Raw genomic sequence first — 25,467 nt, forward strand, 5'->3', positions numbered from 1 at the left:
GATAATGATTTTTTATAACGTTATTATTAATCAATTATCTTTTTTACCATTCATCGTTTAAATGAATGTTTCCCTAAACAGCATTACCTGTTCCAGGTTCATCGGGTATAATCTCAGCTTGTTAAAGCACCCCTTAAATTTCTGACTGCGAAATTACAATTTTTTTATTTAATACCTGATATATTATAGCTGTGATTATTTTTATTGATGTAGAAATAATCTTTGCCATTGGTGGAAACCTCAAACAAATGGGCGGTTTTCCAGCTCAGATTGGTCTTGATGTCTTCATAGATGAAAGGAATAATAACTTCGTTTTTTTTGTTAATGATGCCAAATTTATCATCCAGAACCGCAATAATCATCGGATCATCCGTGTCTCCATCCAAAATATACAGAGATTGATACGCCGGTGATATTACAAAGTTGTCGTATTTTTTATCATCGATACTTTTTTTGCTTATCAACCCATAAAAACCATTCACAACAAAGGCATTATATTGCTGAGGTTCATATTGCAAAGTGCATTTTCCTTTGTCTTCACTTTTGTATTGATAAACCCTTTCGCCAAGCTTGTTAATCCTGTAAACAATCATGTTTTTTTCAGCCGTGGCATAATCAGAAGTTCCAAAAATCCTTACATTTTCATTAGGAGAATTAAGTAAATGACAATCCTCCGAAAAAAGCATTGCAATATTATATTCAGGTTTTACAATCGTATTTCCTTTCTGATCAATATATCCTGTTTTTTGATTGATGGTAACCGGAATGAGTTCGGGAAGTTCGTCCGGTGTTTGAGAATATGCAGCAATACTGATGCTTGCTATGCATAAGGTGAATATCTTTTTCATCGTATGTAGTGTGTTTTTACAAGTTTTCAATAATACCTTTATAGAAAACAGTATTCTTGAACAACGAAAATAGTAAAATTATTATTAATATTACAAATAATGTTTTTTTACCAAAAAGAATGCCATTGAATTTTTTAATGAGCGTGTCATTACCTGAAATCCTCAATAACAAAAGACAGATAACTATAAAAAAAAGCATTACAAACAAAACATTGAACTTAACGGCTTCTAAAAAATGAAAATGTAGCAATGCATGAAAAGCTCTTTGGGAGCCACAGCCGGCACATTCATAACTTGTAAGTGCTTTAAGCGGACAAGATATAAAGAAAGTATCTCTGGAGGGATCAAAAAAATAATATATACCAGCTACAGTTATGAAAGAAACAAAAAGCAATACAGGTTTTAGTAAGCTGCGTAATAATAGCTTGGTTTTATGCATATTATAATAACTCATTGAAAAAATCAAAATAACAATTATTATAACAAAAATAAGGTTTATAGAAAAAAGAAATATAATTTATTTTAAATCTAAATTATTCTATTCTGTTAAAAGTTTTGAATTTCGTAAATTTGGGCGAATTTAGCAAGACTTGATTTCAATTAATATTAATTAATTGCTAAAAGTATGTAACAACGCTGGCTCAGATTGGTTGTTGGCTGTGATTCTATGACAATCTTCAAAATTGAACTAATATCAAAAACGTTAATTACCAAAACCGGGCCATAAATCGAAACGACTTATAATGAATATTTACAAAGATTACCTAAAAGAGATTGACGAAAGAAAAGAGCAGGGATTACATCCTAAACCGATTGATAGTGCCGAACTTTTAAGTGCTATCATCTCTCAGATCAAAGACAGGAACAACATCTACAGAGCCGATTCTCTCCAGTTTTTTATTTATAACACATTACCCGGAACAACAAGTGCTGCAGGCGTAAAAGCAGAGTTTCTAAAAGAAATCATACTGGGTGAGTCCGTGGTAGAAGAGATCACACCTGTTTTTGCTTTCGAATTATTGTCTCACATGAAAGGCGGTACTTCTATCAAAGTGTTGTTAGATCTTGCTTTGGGTAATAATGTAGAGATTGCAAAACAAGCTGCAGAAGTTCTCAAAACTCAGGTTTTCTTATATGAAGCCGATACAGATCGCTTGAAGGAAGCTTTTAAAAATGAAAATCCAATCGCAAATGAAATTCTTGAAAGCTATGCAAGAGCTGATTTTTTCACAAAACTTCCCGAAGTTCCGGAAGAGATCAAGGTCGTAACTTTTATCGCTGGCGAAGGTGATATCTCCACAGATTTATTATCTCCGGGAAATCAGGCACACTCCAGATCTGACCGTGAGCTACATGGAAAATGTATGATAACGCCTCAAGCTCAGGAAGAGATCAAAGCTCTGCAGGCGCAGCATCCTGACAAAAGTGTGATGCTGATTGCTGAAAAAGGAACCATGGGGGTGGGATCTTCCAGAATGTCCGGTGTGAACAATGTCGCACTCTGGACAGGAAAGCAGGCCAGTCCATATATTCCTTTCGTGAATATCGCCCCGATTGTCGGTGGAACCAACGGTATATCTCCAATTTTCCTTACAACAGTTGATGTAACAGGCGGTATTGGTATCGATCTTAAAAACTGGGTGAAGAAAGTGGATGAAAACGGAAATGCTATCCGCAATGAAGCAGGAGAAGTTGTCCTTGAAGAGGCTTATTCTGTAGCTACAGGAACTGTTCTTACTATCAATACAAAAACAAAAAAACTTTATAAAGACGGCGAAGAACTGATTGACATTTCTAAGGCATTGACACCTCAGAAAATGGAGTTCATCAAGGCTGGCGGTTCTTATGCTATAGTCTTTGGTAAAAAAATACAGACAGTTGCCTCACAGATTTTGGGAATAGAAATTCCGACTGTATTTGCTCCATCAAAAGAAATATCAATAGAGGGGCAGGGACTTACGGCTGTCGAAAAAATCTTCAACAGAAATGCGGTTGGTTTAACGCCGGGGAAAGTTCTGCATGCTGGTTCTGACGTCCGTGTAGAAGTCAATATTGTTGGTTCTCAGGATACAACCGGCTTGATGACTGCTCAGGAATTGGAGTCTATGGCAGCAACAGTGATTTCACCCATCGTTGATGGTGCTTACCAGTCTGGTTGTCACACGGCATCGGTCTGGGATAAAAAAGCGCAGGCTAATATTCCTAAATTGATGAAGTTTATGAATGATTTCGGTCTGATCACAGCACGTGATCCTAAAGGTGAATATCATGCTATGACAGACGTTATTCATAAAGTTCTTAATGATATTACGATTGACGAATGGGCTATCATTATCGGTGGAGATTCTCACACCAGGATGTCAAAAGGGGTCGCTTTCGGAGCTGATTCGGGAACGGTTGCCCTTGCATTAGCAACAGGAGAAGCATCGATGCCGATTCCGGAATCTGTGAAAGTTACTTTCAAAGGAAAGATGAAAGAACATATGGACTTTCGTGATGTGGTTCACGCAACCCAGTTACAAATGCTTCAGCAATTTGGAGGAGAGAACGTTTTTCAGGGTAGAATTATTGAAGTTCACATCGGGACGCTTCCTGCGGATCAGGCCTTTACATTCACCGACTGGACAGCGGAAATGAAAGCCAAAGCCTCCATCTGTATCTCAGAAGATGACACACTAATCGAATCTTTGGAAATTGCCAAGGGAAGAATCCAGATCATGATCGATAAAGGTATGGACAATGAAAGACAGGTTCTGCAAGGATTGATCAATAAAGCTGACAAGAGAATAGCTGAGATCAAATCCGGAGAAAAACCCGCACTCACGCCTGATGCCAATGCAAAATATTACGCAGAAGTAGTGGTGGATCTTGACGCTATAGTAGAACCAATGATTGCTGACCCGGATGTAAACAATGACGATGTTTCTAAAAGATATACACACGACACTATCAGAGACCTTACATATTACGGCGGTGATAAAAAGGTAGATTTGGGTTTTGTAGGATCTTGTATGGTTCACAAAGGTGATTTGAAAATCGTATCCCAGATGTTGAAAAATCTTGAAAGACAGAATGGTAAAGTAGAGTTCCAGGCTCCACTGGTGGTTGCGGCTCCTACTTATAACATTATCGACGAGCTGAAAGCAGAAGGTGACTGGGAATTATTGGAGAAATATTCAGGTTTTGAATTCAACGATGCTGCTCCGAAAGGTGAGGCCCGTACAGAATATGAAAATATGATGTACCTTGAGCGTCCAGGATGTAATCTTTGTATGGGCAATCAGGAAAAAGCGGCAAAGGGAGACACTGTCTTAGCAACATCCACACGTCTTTTTCAGGGAAGAGTGGTGGAAGATTCTGAGCGTAAAAAAGGAGAATCTCTATTGGCTTCGACTCCGGTGGTTGTACTGTCGGCCATCAAAGGAAGAATCCCAAGCATTGAAGAATATAAAGAAGCTGTTGAAGGTATTGATTTAACGACTTTCGTCCCATCTATCAAAGAACTGGTAACGGTTGGTCACTAATTGATTTTAAAATTGAAGTCGTAAGACTTTTTGATATAAATGGAAGATTTCTTAAAGTCTTCCGTTTTTTTTTGTTTAGAATCTTTCCATTTTAATTACTTTAATATTATTTTAACTTAGATCAATATCAACGGTTTTATTTTTTCCTTAACTTCATAGTTCCAAAATATTATTACTATTCATCATATTTATCCTTTATCTACGGGTATAGGAATGGAATTTGATGAATTATATTGGGTTAAAATTTCTGCTTGATATAAACAGCAGAATTAATAAGAATAAAAAATATCGAGATATGACTTTTGACTTGGATATGATCAAAAAAGTTTATTCTGATTTCGAAAACAGGGTAAACGATGCAAGGGCTTTTATGGGAAGACCTCTAACTTATTCAGAAAAAATCCTTTGTGCACACCTTTTTCCTTCGCAATTGAAAGAAAGCTTCAGAAGAGGAGAATCTTATGTAGATTTTGCGCCTGACAGAGTTGCGATGCAGGATGCAACAGCACAGATGGCACTTTTACAATTCATGCAGGCGGGTAAGAAGAAAGTAGCAGTTCCTTCAACAGTTCACGCCGATCACCTGATCCAGGCAAGAGTTGGCGCAGCGAAAGATCTGATCGAAGCAGAAAATAAAAACAACGAGGTTTATCAGTTCCTGCAATCGGTTTCTAATAAATACGGAATTGGATTCTGGAAAGCCGGTGCAGGAATTATTCACCAGGTAGTTTTAGAAAACTATGCTTTCCCTGGCGGAATGATGATCGGAACCGATTCTCATACAGTTAATGCAGGCGGACTTGGAATGGTGGCAATTGGTGTTGGTGGTGCCGATGCTGTGGATGTGATGGCGGGAATGGCTTGGGAACTTAAATTCCCAAAAATGATTGGCGTCAAATTAACCGGAAAACTCAACGGATGGACTGCTCCAAAAGACATTATTTTGAAAGTTGCCGGGATTCTTACTGTAAAAGGTGGAACTGGTGCAATTGTCGAATATTTTGGCGAAGGTGCTAATTCATTGTCTTGCACTGGAAAAGGTACGATTTGTAATATGGGGGCAGAAGTGGGAGCGACAACTTCTATCTTCGAATATGACCAGAATATGAGCAAATATCTCCGTTCAACAGACAGAGAGGATCTTGCTGATGCGGCTGATGCGATTGCCCACGTTTTAAAAGCCGATCCGGAAGTTCACGCAGAACCTGAGAAATATTATGATGAAGTAATCGAGATCAATCTTGATACCTTGGAACCCTATCTTAACGGGCCGTTCACTCCGGATTTGGCAACGCCTATTTCTCAAATGAAGGAAATTGCTGAGAAAAACGGATGGCCGACAAAAATCGAAGTTGGATTAATTGGTTCTTGTACCAACTCTTCTTATGAAGATATCGCCCGAGCAGCTTCTGTCGCAAAGCAAGCCAAAGAAAAAAATCTTGAAGTTAAGGCAGAATATACCATTACACCTGGTTCTGAACAGGTAAGATTTACTGTAGAAAGAGATGGATTTCTGAAAACTTTTGACGAAATCGGAGGTAAGGTTTTTGCCAATGCCTGTGGACCTTGCATAGGACAATGGGCGCGTGAAGGTGCTGAAAAGCAGGAGAAAAATACTATCGTTCATTCATTTAACAGAAATTTTTCCAAAAGAGCAGATGGAAACCCCAATACCTATGCTTTCGTAGGATCGCCTGAACTCGTAACAGCAATGGCTATTGCAGGAGATTTGAGATTCAATCCCCTGACTGATAGATTAAAGAATAAAGACGGACAGGAAGTGATGCTGGATGAGCCAAGCGGTGACGATCTTCCTAGATTGGGATTCGATGTAGATGATCCGGGTTATATTGCTCCGGCTGAAGATGGCTCTGATGTAGAGGTTATTGTTTCGCCTACTTCGGACAGACTTCAACTTTTAGAAGAGTTTCCGGCTTGGGACGGACAAAATATTACAGGAGCCAGATTATTAATCAAAGCTTATGGAAAATGTACGACAGACCATATTTCCATGGCTGGGCCTTGGCTGAAATACAGGGGACATCTTGATAATATCTCCAACAATATGTTGATTGGTGCCGTCAATGCTTTTAATATGGAAACCAATAATGTGAAGAATGAACTGGATGGTCAGTACAAACCGGTTCCGGATTCTGCAAGACAATACAAAGCAGCCGGAGTTCCGACGATCGTTGTTGGCGATGAAAACTACGGTGAAGGTTCTTCCAGAGAACATGCTGCGATGGAGCCAAGGCATCTTGGTGTTAGAGCAGTGTTGGTAAAATCTTTTGCCCGTATCCACGAAACGAACCTGAAAAAACAAGGGATGCTTGGAATTACGTTTGCGGACAAAGAAGATTATGATAAAATTCAGGAAGATGATACGATCAATTTCCTTGACCTTGATCAATTTGCGCCTGGCAGGCAATTGACTTTGGAATTTGTTCACCCTGACGGAACTAAAGACATTATTAAAACCAACCATACTTATAATGCAGGGCAAATCGCATGGTTCAAAGCCGGATCTGCGCTCAACCTCATCAAAGCAATGGAATCCAATTAACATTTTAAAAATAAAAAACCGTTCATTTGATTTTGAACGGTTTTTTATTTTAGTAGTTACATATTCCTACGATACTTCCCGCCCACTTCAAACAAAGCATTGGTAATCTGTCCAAGAGAACAGTATTTCACGGCATCCATCATCACTTCGAATAAGTTTTGCTGATTGATGGCAGCGTGTTGTAATGTTTTCAGAGCTTCTGCAGATTTATCTTCATTAGAATTCTGGAAATTATGAAGCATCTCGATCTGGAACTGCTTTTCTTCCTCAGTTGAACGGATGACTTCTCCAGGGCGAACCGTTGGCGAACCGTCTTTTCCTAAGAAAGTATTTACGCCAATAATCGGATATTCTCCGGTGTGTTTCAGCCATTCGTAATGCATCGATTCTTCCTGAATTTTTGAACGTTGATACATCGTTTCCATTGCTCCCAAAACACCGCCTCTTTCGGTGATTCTGTCGAATTCTGCATACACAGCTTCTTCCACCAAATCCGTTAATTCTTCAATAATAAATGAACCCTGAAGCGGATTTTCGTTTTTCGCTAAACCTAATTCTTTATTGATAATCAACTGAATCGCCATCGCTCTTCTCACCGATTGTTCAGTAGGAGTCGTAATTGCCTCGTCATAAGCATTCGTGTGCAATGAATTACAGTTGTCGTAAATTGCATACAACGCCTGTAAAGTAGTTCTGATATCATTGAAATCAATTTCCTGAGCGTGAAGCGAGCGTCCCGAAGTCTGGATGTGGTATTTCAACATCTGACTTCTTTCGTCGGCTCCGTATTTCAGTTTCATTGCTTTTGCCCAGATTCTTCTTGCCACACGTCCGATTACTGAATATTCAGGGTCGATACCATTGGAGAAAAAGAATGATAAGTTGGGAGCAAAATCGTTGATGTCCATTCCTCTTGACAAATAATATTCCACATACGTGAAACCGTTTGCCAATGTGAATGCCAACTGGGAAACCGGATTTGCTCCCGCTTCTGCAATGTGATATCCTGAAATCGAAACAGAGTAGAAGTTTCTTACTTTTTCTTTGATGAAATATTCCTGAACGTCACCCATTAATCTCAAAGCAAATTCAGTTGAGAAAATACAAGTATTCTGAGCCTGGTCTTCTTTTAAAATATCAGCCTGAACGGTTCCACGAACGGTTGCAATTGTTTTAGCTTTAATTTCAGCATAAGCTTCCGCAGGAATAACTTCATCTCCTGTAATTCCTAATAATTTTAAGCCTAAACCATTATTAGAAGGAGGAAGTTCTCCGTTATATTTTGGTCTTGCTAATCCTTTATCGTCGAATTTTTCCTTCAGTTTAGCTTCTACTTTAGCCTCTAAACCGTTTTCTTTGATATATTTTTCAACATTCTGATCGATGGCAGCATTCATGAAGAAAGCCAGCAACATCGGTGCAGGACCGTTGATTGTCATTGATACCGAAGTTAATGCATTCACCAGATCAAATCCTGAATATAGTTTTTTAGCATCATCCAAAGTCGCAATAGAAACGCCCGCATTTCCGATTTTACCATAAATATCCGGCGGTAAAGCAGGGTCCTGTCCATAAAGAGTTACTGAATCGAATGCTGTAGACAAACGTTTTGCAGGCATTTCCGCAGAAACGTAGTGGAATCTTCTGTTGGTTCTTTCAGGGCCTCCTTCTCCGGCGAACATTCTCGTTGGATCCTCTCCCGTTCTTTTGAAAGGATAGATCCCGGCTGTGAAAGGGAATCCTCCCGGAAGATTTTCCTGGCCTTTCCATTTAATCAAATCGCCCCAATCGTTGTATTTTGGTAACGCAATTTTTGGAATTCTTAAATGGGATAAAGATTCTGTTGAGGTCTCCACTTTAATTTCTTTTCCTCTTACAAAATAGGAGTAAAACTCTTCGTGGAAAGCCTTTTTCGTGTCGTCCCAGGTTTTTAGGAAGTCGATGTTTTCCTGTTGAAGTTCTTTTTCAGCTTTTTGATATTCAGCGTCCAAAGCTTCATTGGAGATAATTTTTTTAACACCATCAATATGATACATTGTTCTGGCTAATTCAGCTTGCTTTTCAATGTTGGCATCATACTGTCTGTTGTTTTCAACGATTTCAGAAAGGTAACGAACTCTTTTTGGTGGAATGATCGTTACTTCGTCTGTAATTTCCTGTTCAACAAAACCGTTAAACTGAGGGGCATTGTCACCCTGAGCTTGTCGAAGGGTCTCGTTGACTTTAGAAACCAATCTGTTGTATAATTCTGTCGTTCCGTGGTCGTTGAACTGAGATGCTTTTGTTGCATAAACCGGCATTTCATCCAATGGCTGTTCCCACAGCAAATGGTTTCTCTGGAACTGTTTTCTTACGGCTTGAAGCGCATCAAGAGCGCCACGTTTGTCAGATTTATTTAAAGCAACCAAATCTGCATAATCCAGCATATCGATTTTTTCCAACTGTGTAGAAGCTCCATATTCCGGAGTCATTACATACATTGAAACATCGGCAAAATCAGATACTTCCGAACCGGATTGTCCAATCCCTGAAGTTTCCAGAATGATAACATCAGGATGAGCCAATTTCAATACATTCAAAGCAGAATGAATGAACGGAGAAACCGAAACGTTGTTTTCTCTGGTCGCCATCGAACGCATATAAACTCTTGGATCATTAATTGCGTTCATACGGATTCTGTCGCCCAAAAGTGCACCTCCTGTTTTCTTTTTAGAAGGGTCGATCGAAATGATCGCAATTTTTTTATCAGTATTGGAACGCAGGAAACGTCTTACCAATTCGTCTGTTAAGGATGATTTCCCTGCTCCTCCTGTTCCTGTGATCCCGATAATCGGAATATGTAAGTCTTTTGATTTTTCGTCAATGGCTTTTACCAGTTCCGGTTTTTCTTCCGAGAAGTTTTCAACTGCGGAAATGATTTTCGCAATGCTTGTAGAATTTTCAAAACTGATGGAATCCAGATCTTTTACATCAACATCTTTTCCTGTTGCGAAATCTGATTTCTGAACCAAATCGTCGATCATTCCCTGTAACCCAAGTTCACGGCCATCATCCGGAGAATAAATTCGGTCGATTCCGTAAGACATAATATCTTCGATTTCTTCCGGCAGAATTACACCGCCACCGCCACCGAAAATTTTGATCTGCGGAGAGTTTTTCTCTCTTAAAAGGTCATAGATATATTTGAAATATTCGTTGTGACCACCCTGATAAGAGGTTAACGCAATGGCGTTCGCATCTTCCTGAATGGCTGTGTTTACAACTTCTTCTGCCGATTTGTCGTGTCCAAGGTGGATAACTTCGCATCCTGTTCCCTGAATGACACGGCGCATAATATTGATGGCCGCATCGTGACCGTCGAATAATGACGCAGCCGTCACGATTCTGACTTTATTTTTTGGAGTATATTTTTGGGTTTCCATTAGTAAAAAACGATTGTGCCCAAAGATAATATTTTTTGAGAAATGGGAAATAGATAGAAGATGATAGACTGATAGATAATAGATTTTTCGCTGAATCTAAATTTGGAAACATTACCTCATAGCCCCGATTGCAACGGCATCCTTTTTTGTGATGGCGCTGAAAAGTCTCGAAAAAGGTACTGCACATGGTTCGCAATCACTAAAAAGATATAGTGGAAAGCGGGATTAAGCTCCTGAAAAAATTACTGCTTGATGAATTTAAAGTTCTTGTTACCATCTTGCGTTTTGATAATCAGCATATAAACGCCGCTTGGAAGTTTGGAAACATCGATTTTCGATTTGGTTTCCGAAAGCATTTGTTTACCGCTGAGGTCATAAATATGAACATTCTGAATATCATATTTTGAACTTACAATGTTCAGATAATCCATGGTTGGATTTGGAAAGATATTGAAATATTTTGCTGTTTCAGATGTTCCGAGAAATTTTACCAGAGAAACCGGTTCGCGGAAAAGTGACAGATCAAAGATCATATTATTGTCCAAAACATAAGAGGTATAAGCTTCCACCGTATATTTGGCATAATCTGATTCCTTGACACTGTTGATGTTAAAATCAGAACCGGTCGTATTGGTTTTTTCATCCAGATTTTTGAACCAAGTGAATGTGTAGTCTGTGCCGGAGAGTGACTGTTCCAGCTTTGCAGGCTGGCCGATAACACCCAGAACTTCTTTTTCAGAATCATATCGTTGTGGTGAGTAGTCCAGCTCGGTCTGCAGATTATAATCTACGATGTAACTGGAAAGCTGAGTTTTGTTAAATCTGTTGTTGCTTAGATGTGTGATCTCAGGTAAGCGGTCATTCAGATCACCGGAAAGCTGATTGCTATTAAGATTCAGCATCAAAAGCTTAGGCATAGAGAGAAATTCCTGAGGGAAATTGCCAGAAAGAGAATTGTTGTTCAGAAATAATTGCTGAAGATTAGTTAATCCTGTCAGTAAAGCAATGCCGCCCGAGATTTTGTTTCTTCCCAGATTAAGCGTCTGGATTTTTTTTAGTTGAGGGATTTGCGGAGGAATTTGAGCCAGCTGGTTATTTTCCAAAGAAAGCCACTCCAGGTTGGTGAGTGTCGCTAAACCGGAAGTATTCTGATCTGTAAAATTATTATTACTTAGATTAAGGTTTTTCAATGGCGTAAGTTGAGCAACCTGAACAGGAATCTGAGCCAGCTGCATCCCGGAAAGTGAAAGCGAAACAAGCTTTGGGTGTCCTGCGATATTGGCAAAGGCATTTGCAGGGACAGGATTATTGTCCAGGATCAGCGTTTCCAGGTTTGGAAAAGCCGTGATCTTTGCGGGAATGTTCGTTAATGCGAGATCTGCAATATTGAGAATTTTGATATTGTTAAAATTTTGCAACATCCCATTAACATCGGGAATTGTAAAAAAGTTTCCACCCAATGCAAGGTCTTCCAGATTGAAAAGCCCTGTTAATGCATTTGTTGGATCGCCTGTAAATCTGTTGTTGCTGATGTCTAACTTTGTCAGAGAACTCAGAGAGGAAATCCCAGCGGCAACTTCGCCGGAAAGTTGATTATTACTGAGATCTATTTTTGTAAGTCTTGTGAAGGAAGAGATATTGGAAGGAAAACTGCCCTTCAGGGAATTACCAGCTAAATTGAGTTCTACAACAGCTCCGTTTTTTACAGAGATGCCAAACCAGGTCCTTGGATCTTTCTCCAGATCCCACGGCCGGTTCCAGTTCTTTCCGTTTGTAGAATTGTATATGCTGATCAGCGCGCTGCGCTCTGCATTGGAGATGCTCCATTGTGCAACGGCAAAATTGGAAATCAGTAAAAAGAATATAATTTTTTTCAAATCTGTGCAAAATTAAAACGCAAATATAATATATAATGGAATCGGTTTGTTTATTTTTAAAAAAATTAATGATTATTTTCGCAAAAGGAAACTTAAAACTATGTCACGATACTTATACTTTTTTATTGCAATATTTACATTAATTCTCGGGTTCTACTTTTATCTTTCTTATTCCAGCCTTTCCGGAAACGCGTTTATCTATCCGCTTGACGATGCCTATATCCATCTTGCACTGGCGAGAAATTTTACAGAAAACGGTATCTGGGGCGTGAATCCTGATAGTTTTGACAGCGCATCATCATCCATTTTATATACGCTTGTGCTGAGCAGTTTTATAAAAGTGTTTGGTGATAATGTTTATTATCCGTTGATTATCAATGTGTTTTCAGGATATGCAATTGTATATTATGTATACAGGTATTTTCGTGATTTTTATGGAATAAGCGAACTTATCTTAGGACTGGCGTTGCTGATTCCTTATTGTCAGCTTTGTTATATGGTGCTCATCGGGATGGAGCAGACATTACACGTCCTTCTTACGGTGATGATAATATACTATCTCCAGAAAAATATAAGATCAGGATTTGCTAAATCGGATGTTTTGAAATTGTTTTTTGTCTCAATTCTTTTTGGTGCAATTAGATTTGAAAGTATGTTCTTCATTTCGATTCTGGCATTTTTACTTGTTCTCAGGAAACAATGGAAAATAGGCTTGATGGTTTTATTTGCCGGCTTTTTGCCCATCATTGTTTTCGGCATCTTTTCGGTAAACAATGGCGGCTACTTTTTCCCAAACTCACTTCTGATGAAAGGAAATTATCCCGAATCCAATTTTTTCATGAGCATCTGGAGTATTGTCAGAAAAGGGATAATACAGAATCTCTCTTTCTATAAACTTTTTCTGGCACCAATTGTTATAATTACGGCCTATTTCGTTTATAACTATAAAGAAATAGGTTGGAAAAAACTGCTTCATAATGAAATTGTTATAGTAACCGTGATGGGAACAGTGGTTTTACATAGTCTGTTTGCCGTGATCCGTTTTCGTTATGAAAGCTATCTTCTGGCTGCAGTATTGCTGATCATAACACCTGCTGTGACTGAATCTGCGAAAAGAACCAATGTCAAAAAGAATTTTTCACTTTACAGAAATATCGTACTGGCATCTTTTTCACTTGTCCTGGCTTATGGTCTTTACAGTCTCGCCTTCAATTATAAGGTCATAAAATATGCGTCTAAAAATATAGAAGAACAGCAGGTAGAAATGGCGCGTTTGCTTTCTCACTTTTATCAGGGACAGAAAATTGTTGCCAATGACATCGGTGCTATCTCTTATTTTTCAAACGTCCGGATATTTGATATTGCAGGTCTTGCTTCTACAAACGTTGCCGGGTTTTATCTGGAAAATAAACATCTGGAACCAGCAATTCTCGATAAGCGGTATCACACTTTTATGTCGGATTACATCAACAAAAATAATTATCGTGTGGCAGTTATTTACCCGAAGTGGTTTCCTGATGGTGTCCCATCACCATGGATTCCCGTTGCTTCCTGGACCATTCAGCAAAAAACGGGAGTTGCCAATACGACCGTTGTTTGGTATGCTTTCAATAAAAAAGAAGCTGATATTCTTTGGCAAAACCTAAAGAATTTCGATCTGAATAAAAATGTCAAGGAACATTATTATAAATAAAAAACCAGCTGCATAAGCTGGATTTAAATTTTATAAAATTTATTTTCCCAGGTAAGAATTATACATCCAGACCTCTTTTTCCTGCTCTGTGATATAATCGCTCATCTGTGAATTGGTTCCTTCATCACCGGCTTTATCTGTAATATTCAGAAGCTCTCTTTGTAAATCGATAACAACCCTGAACGAATTGAGAATGATCTCAACACTTTTGTTGCCATCGGTAACTTCTTTACTTTCTTTGATAGTGGATACACTCAGGTAATCCGAATAATTATGAGCCGGCGTTGCGCCAAGTGTAAGGATTCTTTCTGCAATTTCATCAATTTTAAGAACCAGATTATTATATAATTCTTCAAATTTTGGATGCAGTGTAAAAAACTGTTCACCTTTGATGTTCCAGTGTGAACCTCTGGTATTCTGATAGAATACTGAATAATTGGCCAATAGGATATTCAGCTTTTCTGAGATTTTTTTGCAATCAGCCTCTTTAAGACCGATTAGTGCTGCATTTTTCATAAGTTTATTTTTATATCAACAAATTTAGAAAAAACTATGCCGAATGTCCATTGAAAGTAATAGAAGATAATTATGAAAAAGATTTAAAAAACAGTTTGGAAGTATTAATATTGCATCAGAATGAAGAGTTTGTTAATTACTGCTGGTGTCTTTTTTGGGATGTGTGTTATATATATCCTTATTATGCTGTCGCAAACGGAGCATAATTTTACTTACATATTAGATGATGCTTACATTCATCTTGCGATGGCGAAAAATTTTTCATTACATGGCGTCTGGGGCGTAACGGAATATGATTTTTCTTCCTCTTCTTCCTCTCCGGTGTTTACATTCGTCTTGAGCGGTCTTATCACTGTTTTTGGCAACCAACAGTTGATTCCTCTTGTTTTTAATCTGATTTGTGCCGGACTGATTTTGTACTTCCTGAACAGATATTATTCGGATCAGTTTGAGGAGAATGCAGCCATTGTTTTTGCATCTGTCTTTACCCTTCTTTTTACATCCGTTCACTTGCTCGTTTTTTCCGGGATGGAGCATGTGCTACAATTGCTGGTCATGGTGACCAATATTTATTACTTTGAAAAATGGAAACTGTCTGGCTTCAGAAATTACATCTTTTCCGGCTGGTTCTTTTTTACAATTACAATGCTGGGATTGATCAGGTTTGAAAGCATGTTTTATTTTCTGGCGATTGCTTTTGTTTTTCTGCTGCTCAGGCAGTATAAAAACAGCGCATATGTTTTGCTGCATGGTTTTATTCCGGTAATGATCTTTGGATATTTTAATTATCAGAAAGCCGGCTATTTTTTTCCTAACTCTGTAATTATAAAAGGGACAAGGCTTGATTTTTCCGGAGATTATCCGGGACAGATCATGGATGTGCTTCTGAGTAAGATTATTTTAAATCCTTATTTTTATTTTGCAGGTTTGTTTCCCTTATGTCTTTCTGTTCTTTTAATTATTCAGGATTATAAAAAAAAGCTGAACTTACGACAAGTGGTTCTGAATAATTTCCTTCTGATTACATTTGGGATCACATTCTTTATTTATGGCTTATTCGGACAGTTTACGAATTTTTTCAGGTATGAAGCTTTTCTTCTCACTATTTTTGTGATAGCAGCTATTCCGAAAATAAAAAAACTTTTTATAAACGGAAATTTTCTATTAAAGCAGAATAGACAGTCAGCCTTCCTGATCACATCAATTACTATGACTCTGATCCTCAAGATCGCACTTGTCTGTATTCTGATTATAATAGGAAGCCGGAATGTCTATGAGCAGCAGGTACAATCTGCGAGGTTTCTTAAAAAATATTATAATAACAATGCGCTGGTAGCTAACGATATAGGTGCGGTCTGTTATTTTACCAACATTCATCTGCTGGATATTATGGGGCTTGGATCAAAAGAGGTTGTGCCTTTTAAAATAAAAGCAGGACAAAATGAAAGGTTCAGAAACTTTCTTATGGATAGCACTGCTCAGCATGATTTTAAGCTCGCCATATTGTATGATGAATGGACAGAAGGGCGCATCCCGGAAAACTGGAAAAAAGTAGCTATGCTGGAAATCACAGGTTTGAATGCTGTGCTGGGATCAAAACAGGTATTTGTTTATGCAGTAGATCCGGACATTCATGAATCGTTAAAGCAGAATATAAAAGATTTTTCCTGGAACAGCCATGTAAAAGTCAAAATTTCAGAATAGATTTTTTGTATTATTTGTATCCGGCTCTCTCTTGATGTACAGATTTTGTTTTTTACAATATTATGATTCTTTATATACTTTAAAGGCCATTGAACCGCTTCTTTAAAATGTAAGTATTTAATTTTCATACAGGTGTTTGCAGATTGAAAAATTATTCCTATTTTTGCACCCTAAAATAAAAAGCAATTAAATGCCTACTATTCAACAATTAGTAAGAAAAGGAAGAGCCACGCTTGCCAAGAAGAGCAAATCGGCTGCCCTTGATTCTTGTCCACAAAGACGAGGTGTATGTACGAGAGTATATACTACCACTCCTAAGAAACCTAACTCTGCACTTAGAAAAGTAGCAAGGGTAAGACTTTCTAACGGTAAAGAAGTCAACGCTTATATCCCGGGCGAAGGACATAATCTTCAAGAGCACTCGATAGTATTGGTAAGAGGCGGAAGGGTGAAAGACCTACCGGGAGTACGTTACCACATCGTAAGAGGTGCATTGGACACAGCTGGTGTCAATGGAAGAACTCAGAGAAGATCTAAGTACGGTGCTAAGAGACCTAAACCAGGACAAGCTGCTGCAGCACCTGCAAAAGGTAAGAAAAAATAATCATTAAATAAGGTACAGAAACAATGAGAAAGACGAAAGCGAAAAAAAGACCGTTGTTACCAGATCCAAAGTTTAATGATCAATTGGTAACGAGATTCGTAAACAACTTAATGCTTGACGGTAAGAAGTCAATCGCATTCAAAATTTTCTATGATGCATTGGATATTGTAGAAACTAAAAAAGGAGATACTGAAAAAACTTCACTTGAAATCTGGAAAGATGCATTAACAAACGTTATGCCTCACGTAGAAGTACGTTCCAGAAGAGTAGGTGGAGCTAACTTCCAGATTCCTATGCCAATCAGAGCAGATAGAAAAATTTCTATGGCTATGAAATGGTTAATCAAATATTCTAAGGCTAGAAATGATAAGTCTATGGCTTTGAAATTGGCTAACGAAGTAGTAGCTGCTTCAAGAGAAGAAGGTGCTGCTTTCAAAAAGAAATCTGATACTCACAAAATGGCGGAAGCTAACAAGGCTTTCTCACACTTTAAATTCTAATTAGAAATGAGTAGAGATCTTAAATTTACAAGAAATATTGGTATTGCTGCGCACATCGATGCCGGTAAAACTACGACTACTGAAAGGATTTTATTCTATACAGGTGTAAACCACAAAATTGGAGAGGTTCACGATGGTGCTTCTACAATGGACTGGATGGAGCAGGAAGCAGAAAGAGGTATTACCATTACTTCTGCTGCAACGACTTGTAACTGGAATTTTCCAACAGACCAAGGTAAGAAATTGCCTGAAACAATGCCTTACCACTTCAATATCATCGATACACCGGGACACGTTGACTTCACAGTAGAAGTAAACCGATCTTTGAGAGTATTGGATGGATTGGTATTCCTTTTCTCTGCAGTAGACGGAGTTGAGCCTCAGTCTGAAACCAACTGGAGATTGGCTGACAACTATAAAGTTGCGAGAATGGGATTCGTAAACAAAATGGACCGTCAGGGTGCTGATTTCTTGAACGTTGTAAAACAAGTAAAAGAAATGTTAGGTTCCAACGCCGTTCCAATCGTTTTACCAATCGGTGCTGAAGAAGACTTCAAAGGTGTTGTAGACTTAATCAAAAACAGAGCAATCATCTGGGATGAGGCTGGACAAGGTGCTACTTACGAGGTAGTTCCAATTCCGGAAGATATGAAGGATGAAGTTCTAGAATACAGAGAGAAATTAGTAGAAGCTGTAGCTGACTATGATGAAACTTTGATGGAGAAATTCTTCGAAGATCCGGATTCAATTTCTGAAGAGGAAATCAACGAAGCACTTAGAAAAGCGACTATCGATCTTTCTATCATCCCAATGACTTGTGGATCTTCTTTCAAAAACAAAGGAGTACAGTTTATGTTGGATGCTGTTTGTAAATATCTTCCTTCTCCACTAGATAAGGATAACATTACAGGTACAGACCCAAGAACTGACGCTGAAATCGAAAGAAAACCATCTGTTCAGGAACCTTTCTCTGCATTGGCTTTCAAAATTGCTACTGACCCTTTCGTAGGTAGATTGGCATTCTTCAGAGCTTATTCAGGTAGATTGGATGCTGGTTCTTATGTTCTGAACACAAGATCTGGTAACAAAGAAAGAATTTCCAGAATCTATCAGATGCACGCTAACAAGCAAAATCCGGTTGAGTTTATCGAAGCTGGTGATATTGGTGCAGCTGTAGGATTTAAAGATATCAAAACAGGAGATACATTATCTGATGAAAAGAACCCAATCGTTCTTGAGTCTATGATCTTCCCAGATCCGGTAATCGGTATCGCTGTTGAGCCTAAAACTAAGGCTGACCAGGATAAAATGGGTAACGCTTTAGCTAAATTGGCTGAAGAGGATCCAACATTCCAGGTTAAGACTGACGAGGCTTCAGGACAAACTATTATCTCAGGTATGGGTGAGCTTCACCTTGACATTATTGTTGACCGTATGAGAAGAGAGTTTAAGGTTGAAGTAAATCAGGGACAACCTCAGGTAGAATACAAAGAAGCTCTTACACAAACTGCTAACCACAGAGAAGTTTACAAAAAGCAATCTGGTGGTAGAGGTAAGTTCGCTGATATCGTATTCACCATTGGTCCTGCTGACGAAGGTAAGACAGGTCTTGAATTCATCAACGAAATCAAAGGTGGTAACATTCCAAAAGAATTTATCCCTTCTGTTGAAAAAGGATTCAGAGAAGCCATGAAGAACGGTCCACTGGCAGGATTTGAAGTTGAGGCGATGAAAATCGTTCTTAAGGACGGATCTTTCCACGCGGTTGACTCGGATCAGTTATCTTTCGAATTGGCTGCTAAAATGGGATTCAAGGAATCTGGTAGAGCTGCCAAAGCGGTAATTATGGAACCAATTATGAAACTGGAAGTTGTAACTCCGGAAGAATATATGGGTGATATCGTAGGTGACCTTAACAGAAGAAGAGGTACTGTAAACGGTATGGATGATAGAAACAACGCAAAAGTTATTAAGGCTTTCGTTCCACTATCTGAAATGTTTGGTTATGTAACTTCTCTTAGAACTTTGTCTTCAGGTAGAGCAACATCTTCTATGGAATTCGAGAAATACGAAGCTGCTCCTACGAACGTTGCTGAAGATGTAATCGCTAAGGCAAAAGGTTAATATTTAAATTAGATTAAAATGTCACAAAGAATCAGAATAAAACTTAAATCTTACGATTACAACTTGGTAGATAAATCTGCAGAGAAAATCGTAAAGACGGTAAAGGCGACTGGTGCTGTTGTAAACGGTCCAATCCCATTACCAACAAATAAGAGAATCTTCACTGTGTTGAGATCTCCGCACGTAAACAAGAAAGCAAGAGAGCAGTTCCAATTATCAGCTCACAAGAGATTGATGGACATCTACTCTTCTTCTTCCAAAACTGTTGATGCTCTAATGAAATTAGAACTTCCTTCAGGAGTTGACGTAGAAATTAAAGTGTGATAATTCCACTTTGCTATGATAAAGATCCCTTCTCAGATTTGAGAAGGGATTTTTTATATTTTTTATTACACCTTAAAAAAAGCTTAAAATTCTATTTATCAAATTTATTAAAATTGATAGTTATATAGATAAATTAAATCTAATTGTTAAATATTTATTATTTATTTTAAATTCATAATAGATTCATAATAAAATATTACATTTGTCGCCTTAATTTATAAAATATGAAGAAAAAATTAACAACATTATTAGTCTTAGGCATTATCCCATTGGTATATGGACAATGGAGGAAAGCTTTACCTAATTCAGATGTGACTACAAAAAGTGATAACAATGTTTATTACAAGGTAGACATCGAGACTATAAGAGGTCAGTTGCTGGCTGCTGATAAAGTTAGTAACAAAGCCGGATCTGTCACCATCAGCATGCCTACATTGGATGGCAAAACTGAACGGTTTGCAGTAACTAGCTTCCCTGTTATGGATGAGGCGTTGGCAAATCAATATCAGTTGGGATCATATGTCGGAGTCGGTATCGATGACCCAACAAAATATGTAAGATTCAGTGTTGCACCGAATGATTTCCAGTCAATGACCGTAAGTAACGGGAAGTATGAATTTATAGAACCAGCTACCGCTGATAAAGCTTATTATTCAGTTCATGGCAAAACAAGCAAAACTGGTGCGTTTGTATGCGGAACCAAGGAGAGTTCTGAATCTGTTGAAAGATTAAAAGAACTAGCAAAAAGTGCAGCAGCTCAACAATCTAATAATAAAAAATACCATACTCTAAGACTTGCTGTTTCTGTGACAGGTGAATATGGTGCATATTTCGGTGGCGCAGCTGGTGCGCTTACTCAGATCAATGCTACGATGACAAGGGTTAATGGTGTTTTTGAACAGGAATTCAACCTACACCTAAATGTCATCAACGCTCCGAATCTTATTTTTACAAACGCATCAACAGATCCTTACAGTGCGGCAGCATCAATGTGCAAATGGAATTATGAGTTGATGAATGTGCTTCACGGCGGAACATACGGCGTTACAGATGCAGATTTTGATATAGGACATCTTTTTGGTAGAACCGGAGGAGGAGGCAACGCTGGATGTATAGGCTGCATCGGTAGCAATGACACAGCAACAACCTCTTATACTGCTTCTAGTGGAGGCTGTGGATACGCATATATTGCACCTGATAACTATAAAGGAAGTGGTATAACATCTCCTGGAACAGGCGCACCAATGGGTGATACTTTTGATATAGATTATGTGGCGCATGAGATGGGTCATCAGCTGGGAGACTATCATACATATAGTTGGTATGAAGGAACCGGATCCAATATGGAACCCGGATCTGGATCAACTATTATGGGATATGCGGGCATTACAGGTGCCGGTTTAGATGTTCAGGCTCACTCAGATCCCTATTTCCATTCTAGAAGTATTGATGAAGTACAGGCCAACTTAGCTTCCAAAACTGTAGATGTAGAGACAGATATTGCAAATAACCCACCAGCAATTACGCCAATGACTACTTCTTATACAATACCATTAAATACAGCTTTCGCATTGACAGCAAATGCCACAGATCCGGATGGTGACGCACTGACTTATTGCTGGGAAGAATTCAAGACATCAAATTCATCGATTGGACAACCTTGGGCAACCAATGCAGGGATTATGAATGTGTCGGGAGCATCACACGAGCTTGGAAAAACAACTGTTGGTGCAGGATTTAGATCGTTGCCTCCAACAGCAAGTCCAACGAGATATTTCCCTGCCTTGTCAACTGTTCTTGCAGGCAATGTCAGAGACTTGTCAAAATGGGAATCCACATCATCAGTTGCAAAGTCAACTGTATTTAGAGTAACAGTAAGAGATAACAAAGCAGGCGGACAAGCACAAACTGCATTTGCGAACCAGACCATCACTGTGGGATCAGCTGCAGCTTTCACAGTAAGTACTACCTCGCTGACACTGGGAACTTCAACTGTAGACTGGGTACCGTCCGGAACGGCTGCTTCTCCTTATAATGTGGCTAATGTGAAGATCGATTTCACGTCTGATTCGGGAGCAAACTGGACAACTTTAGCGGCATCAGTTGCCAATTCTGGTACAGCTACTGTAAATGTACCACCATCATTGTCCGGAAAATCGGGTCATATCAGAGTCTCTGCAATAGGTAATGTGTTTTATGCTGTAAAGGCGGCCACGGTAGGCACATTAGCAGTATCAGATATCAGCGGCGCAAAATCTGCTCAGGTCTATCCGAATCCTGTTAAAGAAATCCTGACTGTCTCTAATGTCGCAGCTAATGCTTCCTATGAGATTTTCAATTCAGCTGGACAAATCGTTTCCAAAGGAACATTGGACAATGGCAAGGCTGCTGTCAACAAATTGGTGAAAGGTGTTTATTTTATCAATGTGAATAATGCAGGTGCAACAATCAAAACTAAGTTTGTAAAAGATTAGTAATGGATTTTTAATAACTTTAGGACCTCTATTTTTTAGAGGTCTTATTTTTATAAACTATTTGAATTCACCCTATGAAAAATAAAAACTTTTTTGAAAGATTTGCAAACTGGGCAACTAAATTTACAGGCAGTTCGGGAGCATTTATAGCTGCCACGTCAATTGTGATTGTGTGGGCTGTTACAGGTCCTGTTTTTGACTATTCGGAGACATGGCAGCTTGTCATCAATACAGGAACAACAATTATTACGTTTCTGATGGTATTCCTGATTCAGAAAGCACAAAACAAAGATTCAAAAGCAATTCAAATCAAGCTAAACGAGCTCCTTGCATCCAACGAGAAAGCCAGCAACAGAATTGTAGATATAGAAGATCTTACTGAAAAAGAACTGGATCAGCTGCATTGCTTTTATGAAAAACTTTCTGATTTTGCAGAAGAAGACGGAGACATCCATCAGTCACATTCCATCGATGCAGCACACCGGAATCAGGATCATAAACTAGAAGCTTTCAAAAAGCGACATGAGGAATGGCTCAGTAAACAAAATCAAAAAAAGGAATCGAAATGATTCCTTTTTTATATTATCGCTTCATAAAATAATCAAGGTATGAACAGCTCCCCGTAAGGGTTTTTGCTGTTTGTGTATTTCCGAATTTTTGCTTCAGCTGAGTGAAATAAGTTCTGTAATTTTCATTTTTCATTTTAGCAAAATCAACTTCCTGCTGTTTTGATTTCTGTTCCCAGTTTTTATCATCATAAGGAATACTTTTCTGTCTGGCTTCCCATTGATAATATTTGCCCTGTTCCGCACTTCCCATCTGGAAAAGTATCCTTGTTTTTTGCTCGTTGTCCGCTGCGTTGAGCAACGCTTTATTATAATATTGAATAGCAAGATCAAAATTATCAGGTTTTATAAAAACATTGGAACTGTAATTCTTATAATAATACCTGAAGGGACTTGCATCGCTTCCGAAATAATATTTTCCACCGTTCGAATTATCGATATCCATCACGAAAACTTCGCGGTAGTAACCAAGAACAGAAGTGTTATAAAGTAAATTGCCGATTAACTGATTGGCTTTTGCTGCGATATCACCTTTTGCGTTTCCTGTTTTCTGAAGCTTCAGAACAGCATCGGCAAGTTCCAGCTTATTCATATTTTGTTTTATGAATGGGAATTCATTCACAAAATTTTCAGCCTTCATCGAGATATTGTCCGGACTTTGATAGCTTTCCCAAACATTATGTCCGAAGATCAGTCCGGAGATGTTTCTAAAACCGTTATACATCCCGGAAGTATCCTGATATTTTATATAATTTCCGCTTTCATAATCATAATGTCCTTCCGGAAGCGGAATCCCTGAAAATTCGGTTGCCTTTCCGTAGTACTTTTTAGCATTTGCGAAATCAGCATTTCTCATTGCAAAATCACCATATATCAAACTGAAAAAAGCGTCGGTATTCCCTACATTATTGATGTTCTTCGCAATGATCTGGCTTTCAAAAGTGGATTTGTCCTTTTTATTAAAGAATGCCTGAAGTTTTTTTGCCAGATCGAGATTCGGATTGTAGCGGAGATCTGTCAGCTGGTTGTTCATAAGGAAGGATTTTGCATCATCACCCTGAAGATAGTAACGGTTTGCCAGCACATCTTTCAGGAAATCTTTAGTAGAAGGTGCGGTATAAGCTTCATAACCATAGTTTTCAGCGGTACTGTCAGTTTCTGTTTTCTTCGGTTTTTCCTCGAAAAACTCTCGGTAATCTTTGTAAAGATGTTCTTCAAATTCGGATGTGATCTTTGGCTGGGAGACAATATCATTCAGCATTTTCATTCTGCGAATTTGAGAAAGATAAGACTTGTCCGTTGTTTTTATATCTTCTAGGATGTCCTTGCTGCCTTCATAATCTTTATTAAGGAATTTCAGATAGGCATCCGCTATTTTCCAAAACTCATCATTGCTTTGGTCTTTCGTCTTGTCGGTGAATTTTTCCAGATCAGCGAGATAGTTATCAGGCTTGTCTTTCTCATCATAGTAGCTGTATTCCGGTTTATTATAAAAAGGAATTCTGTCCGGATCATCAAGATATTGCTTATCCGACAGGTCATTGCTGCGTTGCGTTTTTTCATCCGATCCTGATCCAAAAAGGTTTTTGAACCAACGGATGATTCTTTGCCAAAGTGAAGCTTCTTTTTTTGAGTTAACGGTTTCAGAAGTTTTCGGATCGTCAGCATTGTTTTTATTTGTTTCTGGATTCTGATAATAATATACAGGAAGATAATTTCTTTCCAGTTCATTGATGGCCCGTGCAGCCAGGACTTTCAGCATCTCCGAATTGGGATCGATGTCATAGATCTTCTCCATCATCGGCAAAGGATTGTTAAAATCCTGATAACCGAGCAGGAAATAGGCCATGCTTTTTTCCTTGTCATTGCCGGCGCGTTTAAGTATATTATTAAAAGAAGCGGTGTCAGAAAGCTTCATCGATACAAAAGCATCTCTCTTCAGTGATTTTGAATTGATGAAAACCTGAAAAAAGTTCCAGTTGGCTTCTTCATTTTTTCCTAGGCCGCGTTGAGCACCTGCAAACTGATCCAAAGCGAGATAATAAGGAACGGATTTAAGTTTTAACGGAGAGACATATTTTTGAAAGGCACTGACAGATTCCTGAAAATTTCTGGTGTAATGATTAAAGCGGACCAGCTGGTAGCCATAGCGCAATTTTATTTCAGGATTTTTGGCCGCATTATATAAGGAGGTAAGTACAGCAATTGTTTTGTTATAATCCAGATGAGTGGCATTCTTGTTATCTGTTTCTGATCGGTAGTAGAATGAGTCCGGACTTTCCACAAAGCTGATACGCATATAAGGCTCCAGATATTTGGCTTCAATCAGATAATCGATTCCTTCCTTATATTTTACATAAAAAGAGCTTCCTAGTTTGGAGAGAACAGAATCTGAAGAAGGTTTTCCGGATTTGATAGTATTCAGTTCCTGAAGTGCAACGTGATTAACCAAATGCTCCGTATCGCGATAGCTTAATCGGTTTCCAAAATATTTTTGCCAGCTTTCTATATTGTCATTAGGAACACTTCCATTTTCATCATCATAAAATTGTGCCGAATAAGTCAGCAAAAAAGGTGTGTAAGATTTGTCCCGGATGATATTCTGTGTGAACAGGTTGAAGTAATCGTAATCCGGATCATACCAGGCGCAGGCGTTGGAATGACTGAAAATTAGAGAAGCAAAAGCAAAGCTCAGAATGAATTTTTTCATAATACGGTTTTTTTAGCG

At 38.5% G+C, this 25,467-nt stretch carries 16 protein-coding genes; 10 read left to right on the forward strand and 6 right to left on the reverse strand.

Translation table 11 applies throughout. From position 1 onward, the window contains the following. Positions 1-164: 164 nt before the first annotated feature. The gene (locus tag BUA97_RS09430; protein WP_072997602.1) at positions 165-848 is read right to left on the reverse strand and encodes a WG repeat-containing protein; all 684 of its coding nucleotides are present in this window, start codon (positions 846-848) and stop codon (positions 165-167) included. A gap of 16 nt (positions 849-864) precedes the next feature. Further along, positions 865-1,302 (reverse strand): DUF2752 domain-containing protein, encoded by a 438-nt coding sequence (locus BUA97_RS17490; RefSeq protein ID WP_084081301.1) that lies wholly within the window; start codon positions 1,300-1,302, stop codon positions 865-867. Between the two features lie 289 nt (positions 1,303-1,591). Between BUA97_RS17490 and BUA97_RS09440 the strand changes: the two genes are divergently transcribed. Both BUA97_RS09440 and BUA97_RS09445 read left to right on the forward strand, forming a co-directional pair. Continuing rightward, on the forward strand, positions 1,592-4,372 hold the full coding sequence (locus tag BUA97_RS09440) for a bifunctional aconitate hydratase 2/2-methylisocitrate dehydratase (RefSeq protein ID WP_072997604.1): 2,781 nt from the start codon (positions 1,592-1,594) through the stop codon (positions 4,370-4,372). Between the two features lie 295 nt (positions 4,373-4,667). Beyond that, positions 4,668-6,935, forward strand: a complete 2,268-nt coding sequence (locus BUA97_RS09445) for an aconitate hydratase (RefSeq protein ID WP_072998560.1) — start codon at positions 4,668-4,670, stop codon at positions 6,933-6,935. A 56-nt stretch (positions 6,936-6,991) separates the two neighbouring features. On the opposite strand, the gene BUA97_RS09450 is transcribed toward BUA97_RS09445, so the two are convergent. Beyond that, a complete protein-coding gene (locus BUA97_RS09450; RefSeq protein WP_072997605.1) occupies positions 6,992-10,357 on the reverse strand; it encodes a methylmalonyl-CoA mutase family protein in 3,366 nt (1,121 codons plus the stop codon). 242 nt (positions 10,358-10,599) lie between these two features. Then, a complete protein-coding gene (locus tag BUA97_RS09455) occupies positions 10,600-12,234 on the reverse strand; it encodes a T9SS type A sorting domain-containing protein (RefSeq protein WP_072997606.1) in 1,635 nt (544 codons plus the stop codon). A 100-nt stretch (positions 12,235-12,334) separates the two neighbouring features. Between BUA97_RS09455 and BUA97_RS09460 the strand changes: the two genes are divergently transcribed. After that, on the forward strand, positions 12,335-13,927 hold the full coding sequence (locus BUA97_RS09460) for a hypothetical protein (protein ID WP_072997607.1): 1,593 nt from the start codon (positions 12,335-12,337) through the stop codon (positions 13,925-13,927). A 39-nt stretch (positions 13,928-13,966) separates the two neighbouring features. Here the strand turns inward: BUA97_RS09460 and BUA97_RS09465 are convergent, their stop codons facing one another. Beyond that, positions 13,967-14,443, reverse strand: a complete 477-nt coding sequence (locus BUA97_RS09465; RefSeq protein WP_072997608.1) for a Dps family protein — start codon at positions 14,441-14,443, stop codon at positions 13,967-13,969. 120 nt (positions 14,444-14,563) lie between these two features. On the opposite strand from BUA97_RS09465, the gene BUA97_RS09470 reads away from it, so the two are divergent. The 7 genes from BUA97_RS09470 (at position 14,564) to BUA97_RS09500 (ending at position 22,742) form a co-directional block, all read left to right on the forward strand. Continuing rightward, the gene (locus tag BUA97_RS09470; protein WP_139258293.1) at positions 14,564-16,147 is read left to right on the forward strand and encodes a hypothetical protein; all 1,584 of its coding nucleotides are present in this window, start codon (positions 14,564-14,566) and stop codon (positions 16,145-16,147) included. Positions 16,148-16,337: 190 nt separating this feature from the next. Beyond that, complete coding sequence (gene rpsL / locus BUA97_RS09475) at positions 16,338-16,751, forward strand: 30S ribosomal protein S12 (protein WP_002983146.1); 414 nt, start codon at positions 16,338-16,340, stop codon at positions 16,749-16,751. Between the two features lie 23 nt (positions 16,752-16,774). Further along, positions 16,775-17,251: a 30S ribosomal protein S7 gene (gene rpsG, locus BUA97_RS09480; protein ID WP_072997610.1), complete on the forward strand. Its 477-nt coding sequence runs from the start codon at positions 16,775-16,777 to the stop codon at positions 17,249-17,251. Between the two features lie 6 nt (positions 17,252-17,257). Continuing rightward, on the forward strand, positions 17,258-19,375 hold the full coding sequence (gene fusA, locus BUA97_RS09485; protein WP_072997611.1) for an elongation factor G: 2,118 nt from the start codon (positions 17,258-17,260) through the stop codon (positions 19,373-19,375). Positions 19,376-19,393: 18 nt separating this feature from the next. After that, positions 19,394-19,699 (forward strand): 30S ribosomal protein S10, encoded by a 306-nt coding sequence (gene rpsJ / locus BUA97_RS09490; protein ID WP_002661363.1) that lies wholly within the window; start codon positions 19,394-19,396, stop codon positions 19,697-19,699. Positions 19,700-19,923: 224 nt separating this feature from the next. Further along, a complete protein-coding gene (locus tag BUA97_RS09495) occupies positions 19,924-22,173 on the forward strand; it encodes a zinc-dependent metalloprotease (RefSeq protein ID WP_072997612.1) in 2,250 nt (749 codons plus the stop codon). 74 nt (positions 22,174-22,247) lie between these two features. Continuing rightward, the gene (locus tag BUA97_RS09500) at positions 22,248-22,742 is read left to right on the forward strand and encodes a low affinity iron permease family protein (protein ID WP_072997613.1); all 495 of its coding nucleotides are present in this window, start codon (positions 22,248-22,250) and stop codon (positions 22,740-22,742) included. Positions 22,743-22,755: 13 nt separating this feature from the next. On the opposite strand, the gene BUA97_RS09505 is transcribed toward BUA97_RS09500, so the two are convergent. Beyond that, positions 22,756-25,449 carry a hypothetical protein gene (locus BUA97_RS09505; RefSeq protein ID WP_072997614.1) on the reverse strand — a complete coding sequence of 898 codons (2,694 nt, stop codon included), beginning with the start codon at positions 25,447-25,449 and terminating at the stop codon, positions 22,756-22,758. Between the last annotated feature and the right edge of the window lie 18 nt (positions 25,450-25,467).

The organism is Epilithonimonas mollis (genome assembly GCF_900142325.1).
Lineage (GTDB): Bacteria > Bacteroidota > Bacteroidia > Flavobacteriales > Weeksellaceae > Epilithonimonas > Epilithonimonas mollis.